Origin of the sequence: Mycobacterium sp. 852002-30065_SCH5024008, from assembly GCF_001665645.1 — a bacterium.
Classification (GTDB): Bacteria; Actinomycetota; Actinomycetes; order Mycobacteriales; family Mycobacteriaceae; genus Mycobacterium; species Mycobacterium paraffinicum.
In genome coordinates this window covers 1-15,999 of record NZ_LZSZ01000057.1, presented here as the reverse complement: position 1 = coordinate 15,999, position 15,999 = coordinate 1, and the positions used below count along the sequence as shown (strand labels likewise).

Here is a 15,999-nt window from a genome sequence, read left to right as displayed (position 1 = left end):
GTCAGATTAGAACGTGTTCTAGGCGCACGGGGCTTAAGCCCGGCAAGAAAGCTTTGCCTGCGACCACGCCGCCGGATAGCGTGAAACCGGATCGGCGCGGTCCCTAGGAGGCGTCCACCATGAACAGGTTTCAAATTCTCATATCGGCCGCGGCGCTGGCGGCGTTCGCCACTGCCTCGCCCGTCGCCAGGGCCGACGCGCCCGCGCCGGGCGATGCCTGCAAGGTCTTGCATGCGACCACCCAGGATGCCAACAACAGGACGATGTGGTGCAACCCCACAATGACGGGCACCCACGACCTGGTGTGGCAATACGGCGGGCCCGGCTAAGCCGCGGTCGCACGCGTCCAAGTGTGAGCTGAGGGCTTTCAGTGTGAGCTGCGGGCGAGAGATCCGGAAAATTTCCGCCCTGGATGCACACTCAAAGCCGTGAGCGCACACGCAATTTCACTCACGGCCAGATTCCCGGCGGAATCACCGGCGCCCGCTCGAGTGCCCGCGGGTCAACCATCACGTTGAGTGCGTCGAGGCGGCCCGCCCGCAGATCGGCGAGCGCGTCCACGGCGGAGAGAAACCGTTCCCGCTCAGCCGGTTCCACGACGTCGCCGGCGAGCTCGGTGAACTTTTCGACGTATTGCGGACGCCGGAAGGGCCGGGCGCCCAAGGGATGCGCGTCTGCGACGGCCAGCTCGTCGACGATCAGTTCCCCGCTCTTCAGCGTGACCTCGGCGCGCGCCCCAAACGCCTTCTCGGCCGGATCCGTCGAGTGGTAGCGGCGGGTCCACTCCGGATCCTCCACCGTCGAGATCTTGTGCCACAGTTCGACGGTGTCGGGCCGGTGGGCCCGCTCGGGAGCGTAGGAGCGTTCGTGGTGCCAGCTGCCGTCCTGCAGCGCAACGGCGAAAATGTAGGGCAGCGAGTGGTCGAGCGTTTCCCGCGACGCGTCGGGGTCGAACTTCTGCGGATCCCCGGAGCCCGTTCCGATGACGACGTGGGTGTGGTGGCTGGTGTGCAGCACGACGGTCGCGATCTCACCGAGGTCGCCGATGCGCTCGCGTAGCCGCCGGGCCAGGTCGATCGGCGCCTGGCTCTGGTATTCGGCCGAGTGCTCCTTGGTGTAGCTGTCCAGAATCGCGCGCTTCGGCTCGCCGGGAGCGGGCAGCGGCACGCGGTATTCGCGCTCGGGCCCGCCCAGCAGCCAGGCGATCACCCCGTCCTCGCCCTCCCAGATGGGCGCCGGAGATCTTTCGCCGCGCATCGCCCGATCGACCGCCTCGACGGCGACCTTGCCAGCGTGCGCCGGGGCGAAGGCCTTCCAACTGGAGATCAGCCCCTTGCGGGATTGGCGGGTGCTGGTGGTCAGGTGCAGCGCCTGCCCGACCGCCTGGTAGATCGTCTCGGTGTCCAACCTCAGCATGGTCCCGATGCCGGCCGCCACGGACGGCCCCAGATGCGCGACATGGTCAATCTTATACTCGTGCAGGCAGATTCCGCGGGCCAGATCGATTTGGATCTCGTAGGCGGTGGCCAGGCCGCGGATCAGGTCGGACCCCGGCAGGCCCAGCTGCTGGGCGACCGCGACCAGCGGGGGGATGTTGTCACCCGGGTGGGAGTACTCGGCGGCCAAATATGTGTCGTGGAAGTCGAGTTCGCGCACCGCGACGCAGTTCGCCCAGGCCACCCACTCAGCCGAATAGGTCCCGTCGACGCCGAAAACCCTGGCCCCGCGCCGCGCGGGATGGGCCAGCGCCTGTTGCCGCGCCACCGTGACCGGCCGGCGCAGCACGGCGGCGGCACTTACCGCCGCGTTGTCGATGATCCGGTTCGCCACCATCTCCGCGGTTTCCGCTTCGACGGCAACCGGGTCGGCGGCGACTTCGGCGACCTTGGCGGCCAGGTGTTCGCGACGGGGAAAGTCGTCGGAGCTGCGCCGCGCCCGAACCGTATGCATCAACACAATCCGCACCCTATGACCAACGCGTGCAGAAATGTCCGTTAACCCACCGCCACCGGTACCGGCCGAGGTGTAGTTTGCTGCTGGGGCGGTGCCTAGGTTGAGGAGCCAGCCATGTCAGAGGTCGACTATTGCGTGGTCGGAGCAGGATTCGCGGGTTTGACGGCCGCCCTGCGGTTGAAACAGGCGGGTCATTCGGTGGCCTTGCTGGAGGCGCGTGACAGGGTCGGCGGCCGGACCTTCACCGAGTACCGACCCGACGGGACATGGATCGATCGCGGCGGTGCGTGGATCGGACCGGGCCAGGACCGGATCTACGCGATGATGGACGAGTTCGGTGTCCCCGAGTACAAGCAGCACAACGACGGCGACGCCATGATGATCGTCGACGGCAGGAAGCACCGCTATGGCGGCACCATCCCCTGGACGATGAGCCCATGGGCGGTCGCCAACCTCGGCGTCGGTTTGCTGTCGATCGAGAAAATGGCGAAATCGCTTCCGCGCGAAGCGCCGTGGGACGCCAAACACGCCGACGAATGGGACCGCATCAGCGTGGGCGAATGGATCGAGCAGAACACCATGTCCAAGCAGGCCCGCGAAATGCTGGACATGGCCTTTGCCGGCCTCTACACCTCGGCGGCGTCAGAGACGTCGTTGCTGTGGGGGTTGTTGCAGACGGCGTCGGCAGGCGGACTGACGTTCGCGATTTCGGGCCAGGGCGGCTCGCAGGATGCCCGGCCGGTCGGGGGGATGGGCGCCATTTACGGTCCCATCACGGCCGAACTGGCTGATTCCGTGCACCTTTCGCAACCAGTCAGGCAAATCGCCCAGGACGCCGACGGTGTGACGGTGAGCGCCGCCGACCTGACGGTGCGCGCCCGGCGGGTCATCGTGGCGATCCCGCTGGCGATCGCCGCGTCGATCGTCTACGAGCCATTGCTGCCGGTGGATCGGGCGATGCTGCACCAGCGCATGCCGAGCGGCGCGGCCATCAAGACGTCGATCATCTACGACGAGCCGTTCTGGCGCGCCGACGGGCTGTCCGGCCAATCGGCCGCACCGGGAACCCCGGCCACCCTGACGATCGACGCCTGCACGGACACCGGCGACCCCGGCGTCATGTGCGTCATCACCGAAGGACCCGCGGCGCGTCGGCTGACGAGGCTCAACGAGGCCGAACGCAGGGCGGCGCTCGTCGGCGAGCTGGTCGACCGGTTTGGCGAGAAGGCCAGAACGCCGCAGGAATACCACGAGCAGAACTGGACCATCGAGCGCTACTCCGGCGGCGGGATGATCAGCCACGCCCCGACCGGCGTGCTGACCGAGTTCGGTTACACCCTGCGCGAGCCCTGCGGTCGCATCCACTGGGCGGGGACGGAAAGCTCGGCCGAGATGTGCGGGTGGATCGACGGAGCGATCCGCTCCGGTGAGCGCGCGGCGACCGAAGTGCGGGAGGCCGAGACCGCCGCGGTCGCCTGATCAAATCCCTTGTGCGCGGCTTTGGTGTCGGCCGCGAGCCCGCCCTGCAGCGTTAGCGAATCCGGCACAAAACTCCTACCGGCCTTTAGCGGCTTAAGCCGGATAGCCGCAGACCATGAGTTTGGATGTAACGTCGTGCTGGCCGGCAGACCAGCACACCGCCGCGCGCCAGAGGTCTTGGCCTCTAGCCCTGCCGATGCGGCGTTGTCGCTAACGATCAAGCGGGTGGTGGACATGGCACGCGAACAGGGGCACGGCGGAATCGTCATAAACCCGGCAGGCAGGTACATGTGTGTTGCGTTAGCCGAGCTCCTTGGCTGACGAACGGATCGAGAGGAAACCGGGTGCGCGCCAGGGCAATCGGAGTAGTGACCGTCGTGGCGACCATCGCGTCAGCCGCATTGACTCTTCTACCGTGGATCGATCTGAGCCCGTTGGGCTTGCCCATTCGCTGGAACGGTCTGGGCATCTACATCGGCGAGCACGGCGAACACTATGGTGGTCTGTTCACCGGACTGGTCAACAGCACGCCGGGCTGGGTCGTGCTGATTGCCTCGATTGCCGCCGGCGGCGCGCTGCTTGGCGCGAGCCGAGTGCGGGTGCTCGGACTCGTCGCGTGCGGATTCGCTGTCGTCGCATTCGTCAGCGCTGTCTTGTGTTTGGTGTATCCGGCGGTACTGGCCGGCGATGCCAAGCACGAGTTGGGCATATCTCTGGTATCGGACCGGGAAGTGCTGAACTCCCGTGTGTTGATCGCCGAAGCCGTGTCCACTGGCGTGCTGGTGGTGTGCGCCGCGCTTACCGTCGCCAGAGCGAAGAGACGGCGGAGTAGGACGACGACCCCAGCTAACCAGTCTGCTTAACGGGAGGCCGGTAGAAGATCACCAGCTGACCGATCGCGCCGGCGATCCCGAGCACCACCGAGATCAACAAGCCGCGCCAGCCGTCCATCCAGTTGTGCCCGAACACCACGTAGTCCAGGCTCAGCTTCCCGGCGCCCAGGGTGGCCACGGCGATGGCGCTGACCGCCAGGACCAGGTTGTACTCCCAGCCCTCCTTGACGATGAAGAAGCCGTTGGCGCGATGCACGGTCCAGGCCGCGACCAGCATCAACGACACGAAGCCGGCGGCGGGGATTGGGGTCAGCAGACCGGCGGCCAAGCCGAGCCCGGCGGCCATCTCAGTCGTCGCGGCCACGGTGGCGTGGAACTTGCCCGGCTTCATCCCGATGCTTTCGAACCACCGCGCGGTGCCCGGGATGCGGCCGCCGCCGAAGAACTTGTTATAGCCATGCGCGGCCAACGTCACGCCCAACACCAGCCGCAAGATCAGTAACCCGACGTCGTAGGGAGTCATACCTGCAAACCTAGATCATCGGGCGGACCGGATAACAGGACCGCCGAGCAGCTAACTCCCGTGGCGCGTGTGGGAACATTGCGGACGTTCCGACGTTGGCCAATCAGCCGCTGACCAGAAGGGGGTGCACCACGGCTCGTATCGCACGAGGCAGCGGCGCTCCCTGTAGCGCGTCCGGGGCCTCGCCTGACGGGCATTGCGTGGTGTTACTCGACGGCACGGCGAGTCATCCGCGGGCGCTGCTGGGCAACAAGGGCCACGGCATCGAGATGATGCGCCGTCACGGCCTGCCGGTGCCGCCCGCCTTCTGCATCACCACCGAGGTGGGGCTGCGGTACCTCGCCGACCCCGGGTCAACGATCGACGCGATCTGGGACGACGTGCTGGACCGGATGAGCTGGCTGGAGGTGCAGACTTCGCGCACGTTCGGTCGGGGTCCGCGTCCCCTGCTGGTCAGCGTGCGCTCGGGGGCCACCCAGTCGATGCCGGGGATGATGGACACGATCTTGGACCTCGGTATGAACCCTGATGTCGAGCAAGCGCTGGCCGCGGCCGACACGGCGTTCGCCCGCGACACGCGCCAGCGGTTCGACCGCATGTACCGGCGCATCGTTGGGTTGGACGACCACGAATCGCCGCCCGCCGACCCCCATGCGCAGCTACGCGCCGGCATCGAGGCGGTGTTCGCCTCGTGGAACTCACCCCGCGCGGTCGCCTACCGCGCCCATTCCGGCGGCGCCGACGATCAGAGCGGCACGGCGGTCGTCGTGCAGGCGATGGTGTTCGGCAACCACGGCCCCGATTCGGGTGCGGGCGTTCTTGTTTCGCGCAATCCCGTCACCGGCGACCGCGCACCGTTCGGCGAATGGCTGCCCGGAGGACAGGGGGACGACGTGGTATCCGGATCGGTCGACGTCGAGCCGGTCACCGCCCTGCGCGACGAGCAGCCGGCCGTCTACGACGAGTTGATGGACACCGCCCACAAATTGGAGCGCCTCGGGTCCGACGTTCAAGAGATCGAGTTCACCGTCGAACACGGCAAACTCTGGCTGCTGCAGACACGGGGCGCGGAGCGGTCGGCGCAGGCAGCGGTGCGCCTCGCGTTACAGCTGCGGCACGAGGGGCTCATCGACGACGCCGAGACGCTGCGACGGGTGACCCCGGCGCACGTACAGACCCTACTGTTACCGGCGTTGCAGCCCGAAATACGTTTGGCGGCAAATCTTCTGGCCAAGGGATTGCCGGCATGCCCGGGCGTCGCATCGGGTAGGGCATACACCGACGTCGACGAGGCGCTCGATGCCGCGGAGCGAGGCGAGTCGGTGATCCTGGTGCGCGATCACACCCGGCCGGAAGACGTCTCCGGCATGCTTGCCGCGCAAGGCATCGTCACCGAGGTCGGAGGGGCGGCCAGCCACGCGGCAGTAGTCAGCCGCGAACTCGGCCGCGTGGCCGTAGTGGGGTGCGGACACGGAGTCGCCGCATCCCTGGCCGGCAAGCTGATCACCGTCGACGGCGCCGAAGGCGAAGTGCGCGAGGGCAACCTGAGCCTGTCCGCATGGTCGGAGAGCGATACACCCGAACTGCGGGAGCTGGCCGACATCGCGCGAAGGCTCAGCCCGCTGCGTGCACACACCTCCGGCGGCCACCTGCGGCTGGACGACGCCACGGAGGACGCGGTGGCGGAGGCGATGAAACGCGGACACACCGACGTCGTCTCGGCCACCCCTCTTATCGTCATGCTGACCGCACTGCGGCTCGCGGGTGAGACCACGTCATGACCGAATTGGCAGTGTTGCAAGCGGTTCGGCTGAAGGGCCGGCTGCGTCCCGCCGAGCTTGCCGGGACACTGAACGAGGACATTGCCGACGTGACGACTATCGTCGGACGGCTGACCGCGGCAGGCCTACTGGTCGACGGTGCGACCGTGCGGATCACCCCCGCCGGGCGCGAGCGGCTCGCGGCGCTGCTCGACGAGGAGCGTAGCGGCGCGGACCGGGCGGCGCTGGCCGCCGCCTACGACGACTTTCGGCCCGTCAACACCGAATTCAAATCCCTGGTCACGGATTGGCAGCTGAAGGGCGGCCCCGGCGGCACCCCGAACGCGCACGATGACGCGGAATACGACGCCGCGGTGCTGGCCCGCCTCGCAAATGTGCATGCGCGGGTGCTGCCCATCATCGAGTCGGTCGCGGCGCAGCTGCCGAGGCTGAACGCGTACCCGGCGAAATTGGTTGCGGCCCTGGGCAAAGTGCGGGCAGGCGAGACCGCGTGGCTGACCAGGCCGCTCATCGACTCCTACCATACGGTGTGGTTCGAGCTGCACGAGGAGCTGATCTTGGCCGTCGGTCTCACGCGGGAGGAAGCGGCCCGATCCGGCGATGCGCAGTAGCTACAACACCGCGTCGAGGAGCCGCACATAAGCGTCGATGTCAGGAACGGCCGACTCGGCCGCGTACACGCTGACCGCGATGGTGTCCCCGATGCCGTGCACGCCGTGCGTCAGCCCCATCACCGGCGACAGCCCCGGGTAGCCGGCTGTCAGGACCACCCGGGCCCCCCCGAAGCTGAGGTCGGCCGGCCCGCGGTAAACGCTGGACACCACGGTGTTGCCGGACACCTGCTCGGGGCGAACATCGAAATCGAATTGGGCTACTCCCCAACGCAATAGGACTGCGGGCACCGCCGCAAAAGCTCGGTCGGCGTAGCGCGTAGCCGGATGCGCGAAGCGGCGCCGGCCGCCGGCCAGCTCCGCCGCGATCCGTTCGGCGCGGGCGTCCCACCCCAGCTTTGGATACAGACCCACGGTGACGTTGCCGAAGTGGTTATAGGCATGCGCGACACCGGGTTTAGCCATCGGAACCTCGGCGCCCAGCGTATCGGCGGCGTCGCCCAGTAACTCGGAGAGCGCCGCGGAGATCGCGGTCAGCACTCCCACTGTGACGGTAGGGCCGCGCAGCTGCGAGCGGTGTCGCACCAGCGTGCGCACCGAGCGGGACGCGCCGGGGCGCGCATTCGTCGGCAGTAGGGGCCGGGGACCGGCCCTAGGGGCCAGCAGCCCCGCGCGGGTGTCGCGCTCCAGCTGACGATGGGCGCGAGCGGCCTGCGCGGCTCGCCACGGCAAGAACCCGGCCCGTAGCCGTCGCACCCCGGGCACGGGATCCGGCCGGCCGAACAGCCAACCCGCCATCGCGGATGCACGGGCCCCGTCGGCCAACGCGTGCGCGACCTGCATCACCGCCACGCTCCCCGGCCCGGTCACGCCCGGGATGCCCAGCACCGCGCTGAAGACGTGCAGCCGCCAGGGCATCCGGCACACGTCCAGCTGGTCACCGGCAAGGGCGACGACGGCGGCCAGGCAGCCGGCCCAGCTGTGGTCGTCGAGGTCGTGGCGGACGACCTGGTCGGCCGTGACGGCCGCCGGAACCCACTGCGGGTAGACCAGCGGTCCGCGATCCCGCACTCGCAGCGCAAGCTCCGGGTCCTGGTTGGCCCGCCGGCGGAGTTGCTCGATGACATGGGCGTAGTCGGCGGGCTCGCCGTCGAACGCATAGAGCAAGAACTCGTCGTTGGGAATCTTGGCCGACATCCAGTAGAACTGCGCATCGACAGCGGCCAACCGCTGCGGGGCCATTCAGCCGGGCGAGCCGATGAACCCGAGGATCAGGTCGGCGACCTTGTCGGGCTGCTCGAGCTGCAGGAAGTGCCCCGCGTGATCCACGATGGCCATCTCGCTGCCCGGCGGCAACACCTTCTCCGCCCAGCGGGCGAAAGCCGGTGTCATGCAGCCGTCGTCGCGGCCATGCAGGTACAGGCACGGCCACACCGGCTCTTCGGTCCACAGCTCGTTCAGTTCGGCATACTGCGCCGGCGGCCGGGTGTTGCGGATCGTGGCGCGGTACGGTCCCAGTGCCGCACGCCAGCTCTCCGGCGTCCCGATCGCCGCGTCGACGTGGCGTAGATCCTCGTCGGCGCGATAGCCCGGTGACCACCGCCGCCACAGCAGCGGCAGCACCCAGGACGCGGAATGTTCTGGCAGCAAGGGCAATTGGAAATACATGATGTACCAGCTGCGCAGCAGTTGGCGCGCCAGATGGCCGGCCAGCCGCCCTCGCTCCGCCGCGCCAGCCTTGCGACGGAAGGCCGACGACGGCGGCACGGACATGATCACGGCCTTGGTGAATGGGCTGTCGGGCATGGCGGCCAGACCGGTGGTGGCGATCGCACCCCAGTCGTGGCCGATCACCACGTCACCGTCGGTGCCGCCCGCTGCCGAGCGCACCCGCAAGGCATCGTCCATCATCGCGCCGACGTGATAGCTGCCGTCGGCCGGGATCGACGACGGCGCGTATCCGCGCATGAAGGGCGCCACCACCCGCCAGCCGGACTCGACGAGCCGCGGAGCGATCTTGCGAAACCCGTAGGGGGTGTCGGGGAAGCCGTGCAGGCACAAGGCGATGGGGCCACCGCGCGGTCCCCAGGTGAGTGCCTTCAGGTCCCCCGCAGGGCTGGGCACGTCGATCCAGCCTGGTTCACCCATATCGACTCCCTGCTCGGCGCGTCCGCACGGACCAACCTAACGCGTGCGGGCCGAAGACGCACAGACCACATGCCCTAAGCGGTCAAAGCGGTGCTGCGACAGGGAGTTTCGTTACACCCGCGCGGCGGCCCGATCCAGGTCGGCGATGATGATCTTTCGCATGCCATACATCGCTTGGGTGGCTGCCGCCGCGCGTACCCGGTCGGGGTCGCTGATCAGCTCGTAGAGCCGGTCCGGGACGATCTGCCAGCTCAGGCCGAAGCGGTCCTTACACCAACCGCACTGCGATTCCTCGCCGCCGTCGGTCAACCGCTCCCAGTAGTAGTCGACCTCGTCCTGGTCCTTGCAGTGGATGGTGAAGGACACCGCTTCGGTGAAGTGGAAGTGCGGGCCACCGTTGATGCCGATGAACCGGGTGCCGTCCAGCACGAAGCTGCCGGACAGGACGGTACCCGGCTCGCCCGGCCCGGCCTCCGTGGTTCGGTTGAGGCCCTCGATGTGCGAGTTCGGGAAAATCGAGGTGTAGAACCTGGCCGCCTCCTCCAGATCGTGGTCGAACCACAGCGACGGGGTGATCGATGGCATTGGCCGCTCCTCATGGGCTGGTTGGTGTTGTCACTGGATAGACCGCGGCCAGGGTGAAAACTCATCGCGTCGTCGACCCGCGAGACGGTGCTTAAGCCCCCTATGTAACGTCAGGTCGCATGAGCACCGTCAGCAGCATCCCCCAGACGGTCGAGTTTTCCGGCGTCGGCGGCATCACCCTGGTCGCCGACGAATGGAATGGCGGGACCGACGGCGCGGGACGGCCGAGCGTCCTCATGCTGCACGGTGGCGGCCAAAACCGGCATTCCTGGAAAAACACCGGCCAAACGCTTGCCGACCAGGGCTTGCACGTCGTCGCGCTCGACAGCCGCGGACACGGTGACAGCGATCGCGCACCCAATGCCGACTACGACGTCGAGACCCTGACCGCCGATGTCTTGAAGGTGATCGAGGCGATCGGCCGGCCGGTGATGATCATCGGTGCGAGCATGGGCGGGCTGACCGGCATCCTCGCCGCCCACCGGGCGGGGCCCGCGGTGGTGACCCGGCTGGTCCTCGTCGACGTGGTGCCCCGATTCGAGAAGGGCGGCAGCGCCCGTATTCGCGATTTCATGATCAGCGGCCTCGACGGTTTCGACTCGCTGGAGGAGGCCGCCGACGCCGTTGCCGACTATCTCCCGTACCGGGACAAGCCGCGCAGCCCCGAGGGCCTGAAGAAGAACCTGCGCCTGCGTGACAACGGCCGCTGGTACTGGCACTGGGACCCGGCTTTCATGACCAAGCCCGGCGACGATCCCGAGTTGCGCACCGAGAAGTTCGAGCAGGCCGCGAAGAGCCTCTCGATTCCTGTCCTGCTGATCCGCGGAAAGCTGTCCGACGTGGTAAGCCCCGAAGGCGTCCGGCATTTCCTGGCCAGCGTGCCCCGCGCGGAGTTCGTCGAGCTGTCCAACGCCGGGCACACCGCGGCCGGCGACGACAACGACGCGTTCAGCGACGCCGTGGTGAAGTTCGTCAAGCGGCACTGATTGGCGGCGACCCGCTCGTCCCGGCTACGCCGCGCTTGCGATCGCCGCTAGTTAGCCGGCTTCTCGGCGTGCCCGCCGAACTGCTTGCGCATCGCCGACAGCGCCTTGTTGGCGAAGTCATCGAGTGAGCGCGAGGCGAAGCGGGACTGCAGCGCGGTCGTCAGCACCGGCGAAGGGACGCCCTCGTCGATCGCCGCGATCGCGGTCCACCGGCCCTCCCCGGAGTCGGAGACCCGCCCGGAGAACTCCGTCAGATCGGGCGAATCGTGCAGCGCGATCGCGGTCAGGTCCAACAGCCAGGAGCCGATGACGCTGCCGCGGCGCCAGACCTCGGCGACCTCGGGGATGTCGAAGTCGTATTGGTAGAACTCCGGATTCGACAGCGGCGCCGTTTCGGCGTCGCCCTCTTGCACCTGCTTGCCGATGTCGGCACCGCGCAGGATGTTCAGCCCCTCGGCGAGCGAGGCCATCATCCCGTACTCGATGCCGTTGTGCACCATCTTGACGAAGTGCCCGGCGCCGGACGGCCCGCAGTGCAGGTAACCCTTTTCCGACCGCGCGACCTCGCCGTCGCGGCCGGGAGTGCGCGGCGCCGCGTCGACGCCGGGCGCGACGCTGGCGAAGATCGGCTCGGCGTGCAGGAAAGCCTCGTCGTCGCCGCCGATCATCAGGCAGTAGCCGCGTTCCCGGCCCCACACGCCGCCGCTGGTGCCGCAGTCGAGTAGGTGAATGCCCTTCTCCGACAGCGTCTTCGCGTGTCTGATGTCGTCGCGGTAGTACGAGTTGCCGCCGTCGATGACGATGTCGCCGGAGTCCAGTGTCTCGGCAAGCTCCTCGATGACGCCCGTCGTGATGGTTCCAGCCGGCACCATCACCCAGACGACCCGCGGAGCGTTTAGCTTTTCTGCGAGCTCCTGCAGGGACGACGCCCCGGTGGTCCGCTCCTCCCCCGCCATCGCCTTGACCGCGTCGGGGTTGTGGTCGTAGACCACGCATTCGTGTCCGTCCTTGGCGACGCGGCGGACGATGTTCGCGCCCATCCGGCCGAGGCCGATCATCCCGAGCTGCATCTCTTCGTGTTCTCCTTACTGTGACGTCTGCTTTGGCAGCCACGGCTCGTGCCAGCTGCGGTGACCGTGCAGCAGCGACTGCGCGGCATCGGGTCCCCAGGAGCCCTGGTCGTAATGATGGATCCGGCCCGGCTTGTCCAGCACGGGCTGCACGATCCGCCATGTCTCCTCGATCGCGTCTTCCCGGGCGAACAACTGGCGGTCCCCGGTGAGCGCGGCGTAAAGGAGCCGTTCGTAGGGACGCACCGCTTCCCCGAGATCCTCGGCGAACGACGAGTCCATGTGTACGTCGTGCCATTCGTCGCCGACTTGGGCGGACAACTGCAGCCGCATCCCCGGATCGGGATCGATGCGGAGCACGATCTGGTTGGGCGCGGGCGGCCGACGGTTGGGCAGGAACGAAAATCCGGGAACGTGGTGGAGGAACATCCGTACCTCGGTGACCTTCTCTGGCAACGCTTTTCCTGCGCGCAAGAAGATCGGGACACCCGCCCAGCGCCAGTTGTCGATCTCGGTCCGCAGCGCGATATAGGTCTCGGTTTGGGAATCCTTGGCCACCCCGTCCACGTCGGTATAGCCGCGGTACTGGCCACGCACGCAGCGCTCGGGATCCAGCGCCGGCATCGCGCGGAACACCTCGGCCTTCTTGTCGTTCAGGTCATCGGCGCTGGGACCGACCGGGGGCTCCATCGCGACCAGCGCGAGCACCTGGAGCAGGTGGTTCTGCACGACGTCGCGCAGGGCGCCCACCGCGTCGTAGAACTTGCCGCGGTCCTCGATGCCGAAATCCTCGGCCATGGTGATGTGGATTTCGGAAATGCTGTCGCGGTCCCACAGCTTGGCCAGGGCGTTGTTGGCGAAGCGCAGGTACTGCAGCTCTTCGACGGGTTGCTTGCCCAGGAAGTGGTCCACCCGCAGGATCTGATCCTCGTCGAGCACCGCGCGCAGCCGGGCGTTCAGGTCGCGCGCCGAGGCCAGGTCGTGGCCGAACGGCTTCTCCACCGCGACGCGTGCGCACTCCAACAGGTCGGCCTTGGCGAGGTTTTCCACGATCGGCGCGAACAGGGACGGCGGCATTTCCAGGTAGTACAGCGGCCGACAGTCTTTGCCGATCTTCTCGGCGAGCTGGCCGTAGAGCTTGTCGTCGGTGACGTCGCCGTGCAGATAGGAGAGCCGGCCCGCGAGCCGGTCGAACACCGCGTCGTCGAACTTCTCACCCGACGCCTTGATGGCGTCGCGGGCGCGCTCGACCAGCTTCTCGAGGGGGATGTCGTCGCTGGCCACGCCGACGATCGGGATGTCCAACATGCCGCGCGCCTCGAGCCGGTACAAGGCCCGGTACGTCATCTTGCGCGCCAGGTCCCCGGTGATGCCGAAAATCACCAGCTTGTTCGAAGAGTTGTCCCCGCCGTCAGCCAAGCCCGCACCTCCGAAAGTCATCGGCTCTTCCAGACTCACTACCCGCGGCGGTCGGACCTAACACTAGACACCGCACACAGACCCGACAACCTCAAGCCATGGCGACCTTTGACAGGATGCTTGCGTGGGTGACGCGCTGCATATCACGGTCTACGTCCTGGCCGGCGTAGCCGCGATCGAGGCCATCGCGCTCGCCGTGCTGGCGCGGCTACTGGTCCGCGGCCGTCAGGAAATCGACGAGTTGCGGCACCGCGCCGACACCCGCAATTGGTTGCTGTCGGGCGGGCGCGAGGCCGTCAAGACCGTGTGGCAAACCGCAAACCTGGTGCGCAAAGAAGGTTTCGGTGGCGCCATACGCAGTTCCATCGAAGACCTTGCCGACTGGGCGGAGGTGGAGCGTCCCGACCTGGCGCGCGTCACGCCGGACGGCCGGGTGGTCATCCTGTTCTCCGACATCGAGGAATCCACCGCGCTCAACGAGCGCATCGGTGACCGGGCCTTCGTGAAGCTCATTGCAGCACACGACAAGCTGGTGTCCGACCTCGTGCAGCGGCGGTCCGGTCACGTGGTGAAGAGCCAGGGCGATGGTTTCATGGTCGCCTTCGCCCGCGCCGACCAAGCGGTGCGGTGCGGCATCGACCTGCAGCGCGCGCTACGCAGGGACGCAAAGCGCAAGCGGCACGAGGAAATTCGCGTTCGGATCGGCATCCACATGGGCCGCTCGGTGCGGCGCGGCGAAGATCTGTTCGGCCGCAACGTCGCGATGGCGGCACGGGTGGCAGCGCAGGCCGTCGGTGGCCAGATCTTGGTGAGTCAGCCGGTGCGAGATGCCCTTTCCGACTGTGACGACATCCGCTTCGACGAGGGCCGTGACGTCGAGCTGAAGGGATTTTCGGGCGACTATCGCTTGTTCGCCGTCGAGGCCCCGGCCGATCCCGATTCGGACTGAAAGCCCTCGCCGTCGTATTCGGCCAGCCGCTGGTGCAGGCGGGACCGGACCTCGTCGGCCGTGTAGGCGCGTCGTTTGCGTTGGTCGCGAACCACCAGCGCGCCTCCAGCGACGACACCGGCGACGCCGGCCAGCCCAAGCCATTTCCACACATTCCGCATGACCCCAGGGTATTCGCGCTGCGATTAACTTGTGTGCTCTTGCAGCTCCGAAGCCCAAGGGCTGGACGTGTACACGACAGACGCGAAGTACTCTCCTCATAATGCTCACCCTCGATCAAGCGCTGAACGAAACTCGCACGGGCGATCTCTGGCTGTTTCGCGGCCGTTCCCGGCCCGACCGCGCGATTCAGACGTTGACGAACGCGCCGGTGAATCATGTCGGCATGACGGTGGCCATCGACGACCTGCCGCCATTGATCTGGCATGCCGAACTGGGCGACAAGCTCGAAGACTTGTGGACCGGAACCAACCACCGCGGCGTGCAGCTCAATGACCTGCACCAGGCGGTCTTGCAGTGGACGCAGCGTTACGACCAGCGGTGTTGGCTACGTCAGCTGACACCCCACCCCACCCGCGAGCAGGAGAACAAGCTCCTGCGGGTGATCGCCCGGATGGACGGCACCGCGTTTCCCACCACCGCGCGGCTGACCGGTCGCTGGTTCCGCGGCCGGCTCCCGACCATCAATGACTGGGTGCGTGGAATCCCCGTGGTGGACACCAAAGTTCGCGAGCAGACCCGGCGCCGTCGGGAACAGCGCACGATGAGCCTCGCCACGGCCTATTGCGCGGAGACGGTGGCGATCACCTACGAGGAAATGGGATTGCTGAACACGGACAAGGACACCAATTGGTTTGACCCGGGCAAGTTCTGGAGCGGCGACACGCTTCCGCTGGCGCCGGGCTATCAGCTGGGCGAGGAAATCGCCGTCGCGGTAAGCGGAGCCGGCTAGTCGACCGACATCTCACCCAGTTCGGACCATCCCGTCGCCTCGATGGTCTGGTTGATGATTTTCGGGGTGGACGTCAGTGCCTGCGGGAGTTCTTGCATCGCCCGCTGGAAGTGGTCGCTGTTGACGTGGACACCGCCCGCCTCACCGTCACGGAAGGCCTCCACCAAGACGTACTCCGCCGGGTTGTCCAGGCTGCGCGACCACTCGAACCAGAGGTTGCCTTCCTCGGCACGAGTGGCGGCCGTGAAGGATGCGACGAGTTCTGGCCAGCGATCCGTCCATTCGGGCTTCGTCTCGAACTTCACGACGATGAAGATCATTGCGGTCCCCGCCTTGCTCGCTCCTGGATACTGCGCCTCGCCCGACCGCGGCCGCCACCGCCGGAGGCTTCGCCCGTGCTGGTCGACGCTACGGCTCCCGCGCCGCCCGCACCCCCGGCCCCGCCGGCGCCCGAAATGCCGCCGGCCGGCGACCCGGGAATTGCGAATCCTTAACGAAATCAATTCGCGAAAGTCTCGATCTTTCGCGGCACTATTTGACGCATATAGGACACGCGAGCAGAACAGGAGCTAGTGCGAAGTGAAATAGCTCGGTCTGCGCTCGGTTTGTGAGGCAGGCCACTTGCGCGAAAGAGTAAGCGGTCCGCGATTCGCACAGAATCAATGCGAGAGCTGTCTCTTATACACATCTGACGCTGCCGACGATCGCAT

Annotated in this window: 17 protein-coding genes; 8 read left to right on the top strand and 9 right to left on the bottom strand. The window is 67.2% G+C overall.

The window, feature by feature from the left end; all coding sequences use genetic code 11:
- Nucleotides 1-119 precede the first annotated feature (119 nt).
- The gene (locus A5781_RS06215) at nt 120-329 is read left to right on the top strand and encodes a hypothetical protein (protein WP_067202783.1); all 210 of its coding nucleotides are present in this window, start codon (nt 120-122) and stop codon (nt 327-329) included.
- A gap of 121 nt (nt 330-450) precedes the next feature.
- On the opposite strand, the gene prpD is transcribed toward A5781_RS06215, so the two are convergent.
- Complete coding sequence (prpD, locus tag A5781_RS06210; protein WP_067202872.1) at nt 451-1,956, bottom strand: 2-methylcitrate dehydratase PrpD; 1,506 nt, start codon at nt 1,954-1,956, stop codon at nt 451-453.
- 111 nt (nt 1,957-2,067) lie between these two features.
- On the opposite strand from prpD, the gene A5781_RS06205 reads away from it, so the two are divergent.
- Nucleotides 2,068-3,432 (top strand): flavin monoamine oxidase family protein, encoded by a 1,365-nt coding sequence (locus tag A5781_RS06205; protein ID WP_067202780.1) that lies wholly within the window; start codon nt 2,068-2,070, stop codon nt 3,430-3,432.
- A 368-nt stretch (nt 3,433-3,800) separates the two neighbouring features.
- Nucleotides 3,801-4,295: a hypothetical protein gene (locus A5781_RS06200; RefSeq protein ID WP_231990647.1), complete on the top strand. Its 495-nt coding sequence runs from the start codon at nt 3,801-3,803 to the stop codon at nt 4,293-4,295.
- Here the strand turns inward: A5781_RS06200 and A5781_RS06195 are convergent.
- Nucleotides 4,279-4,788 (bottom strand): DoxX family protein, encoded by a 510-nt coding sequence (locus A5781_RS06195; protein ID WP_067202775.1) that lies wholly within the window; start codon nt 4,786-4,788, stop codon nt 4,279-4,281. The two genes, A5781_RS06200 and A5781_RS06195, sit on opposite strands and share 17 nt — an antisense overlap.
- A 110-nt stretch (nt 4,789-4,898) precedes the next feature.
- Between A5781_RS06195 and A5781_RS06190 the strand changes: the two genes are divergently transcribed.
- Together A5781_RS06190 and A5781_RS06185 are read left to right on the top strand one after the other, a co-directional pair.
- Nucleotides 4,899-6,569 (top strand): pyruvate, phosphate dikinase, encoded by a 1,671-nt coding sequence (locus tag A5781_RS06190; protein WP_369817685.1) that lies wholly within the window; start codon nt 4,899-4,901, stop codon nt 6,567-6,569.
- A complete protein-coding gene (locus tag A5781_RS06185; RefSeq protein WP_067202769.1) occupies nt 6,566-7,180 on the top strand; it encodes a hypothetical protein in 615 nt (204 codons plus the stop codon). The genes A5781_RS06190 and A5781_RS06185 overlap by 4 nt, the downstream gene beginning before the upstream one ends.
- Here A5781_RS06185 and A5781_RS06180 read toward each other — a convergent pair whose 3' ends face one another.
- From A5781_RS06180 to A5781_RS06170, 3 genes are all read right to left on the bottom strand, one after another.
- Nucleotides 7,181-8,422, bottom strand: coding sequence for a WS/DGAT domain-containing protein (locus A5781_RS06180; RefSeq protein ID WP_067202766.1), 1,242 nt, complete (start codon nt 8,420-8,422; stop codon nt 7,181-7,183). It lies immediately after the preceding gene.
- Nucleotides 8,423-9,328: an alpha/beta fold hydrolase gene (locus A5781_RS06175; protein WP_067202763.1), complete on the bottom strand. Its 906-nt coding sequence runs from the start codon at nt 9,326-9,328 to the stop codon at nt 8,423-8,425.
- A 111-nt stretch (nt 9,329-9,439) separates the two neighbouring features.
- Complete coding sequence (locus tag A5781_RS06170) at nt 9,440-9,913, bottom strand: VOC family protein (protein ID WP_067202758.1); 474 nt, start codon at nt 9,911-9,913, stop codon at nt 9,440-9,442.
- A gap of 119 nt (nt 9,914-10,032) precedes the next feature.
- On the opposite strand from A5781_RS06170, the gene A5781_RS06165 reads away from it, so the two are divergent.
- Complete coding sequence (locus A5781_RS06165; RefSeq protein ID WP_067202754.1) at nt 10,033-10,899, top strand: alpha/beta fold hydrolase; 867 nt, start codon at nt 10,033-10,035, stop codon at nt 10,897-10,899.
- A gap of 47 nt (nt 10,900-10,946) precedes the next feature.
- Here A5781_RS06165 and gnd read toward each other — a convergent pair whose 3' ends face one another.
- Together gnd and A5781_RS06155 are read right to left on the bottom strand one after the other, a co-directional pair.
- Nucleotides 10,947-11,969: a phosphogluconate dehydrogenase (NAD(+)-dependent, decarboxylating) gene (gene gnd / locus A5781_RS06160; protein WP_067202751.1), complete on the bottom strand. Its 1,023-nt coding sequence runs from the start codon at nt 11,967-11,969 to the stop codon at nt 10,947-10,949.
- A 15-nt stretch (nt 11,970-11,984) separates the two neighbouring features.
- On the bottom strand, nt 11,985-13,388 hold the full coding sequence (locus A5781_RS06155) for a glucose-6-phosphate dehydrogenase (RefSeq protein ID WP_067202869.1): 1,404 nt from the start codon (nt 13,386-13,388) through the stop codon (nt 11,985-11,987).
- A gap of 124 nt (nt 13,389-13,512) precedes the next feature.
- On the opposite strand from A5781_RS06155, the gene A5781_RS06150 reads away from it, so the two are divergent.
- Complete coding sequence (locus A5781_RS06150; RefSeq protein ID WP_067202747.1) at nt 13,513-14,337, top strand: adenylate/guanylate cyclase domain-containing protein; 825 nt, start codon at nt 13,513-13,515, stop codon at nt 14,335-14,337.
- Here A5781_RS06150 and A5781_RS06145 read toward each other — a convergent pair.
- Nucleotides 14,289-14,498, bottom strand: coding sequence for a hypothetical protein (locus A5781_RS06145; protein WP_067202745.1), 210 nt, complete (start codon nt 14,496-14,498; stop codon nt 14,289-14,291). The two genes, A5781_RS06150 and A5781_RS06145, sit on opposite strands and share 49 nt — an antisense overlap.
- A 101-nt stretch (nt 14,499-14,599) precedes the next feature.
- On the opposite strand from A5781_RS06145, the gene A5781_RS06140 reads away from it, so the two are divergent.
- Nucleotides 14,600-15,289: a guanylate cyclase gene (locus A5781_RS06140; protein WP_067202742.1), complete on the top strand. Its 690-nt coding sequence runs from the start codon at nt 14,600-14,602 to the stop codon at nt 15,287-15,289.
- Here A5781_RS06140 and A5781_RS06135 read toward each other — a convergent pair.
- Nucleotides 15,286-15,609, bottom strand: coding sequence for a putative quinol monooxygenase (locus tag A5781_RS06135; RefSeq protein ID WP_067202739.1), 324 nt, complete (start codon nt 15,607-15,609; stop codon nt 15,286-15,288). The two genes, A5781_RS06140 and A5781_RS06135, sit on opposite strands and share 4 nt — an antisense overlap.
- Nucleotides 15,610-15,999: the final 390 nt, after the last annotated feature.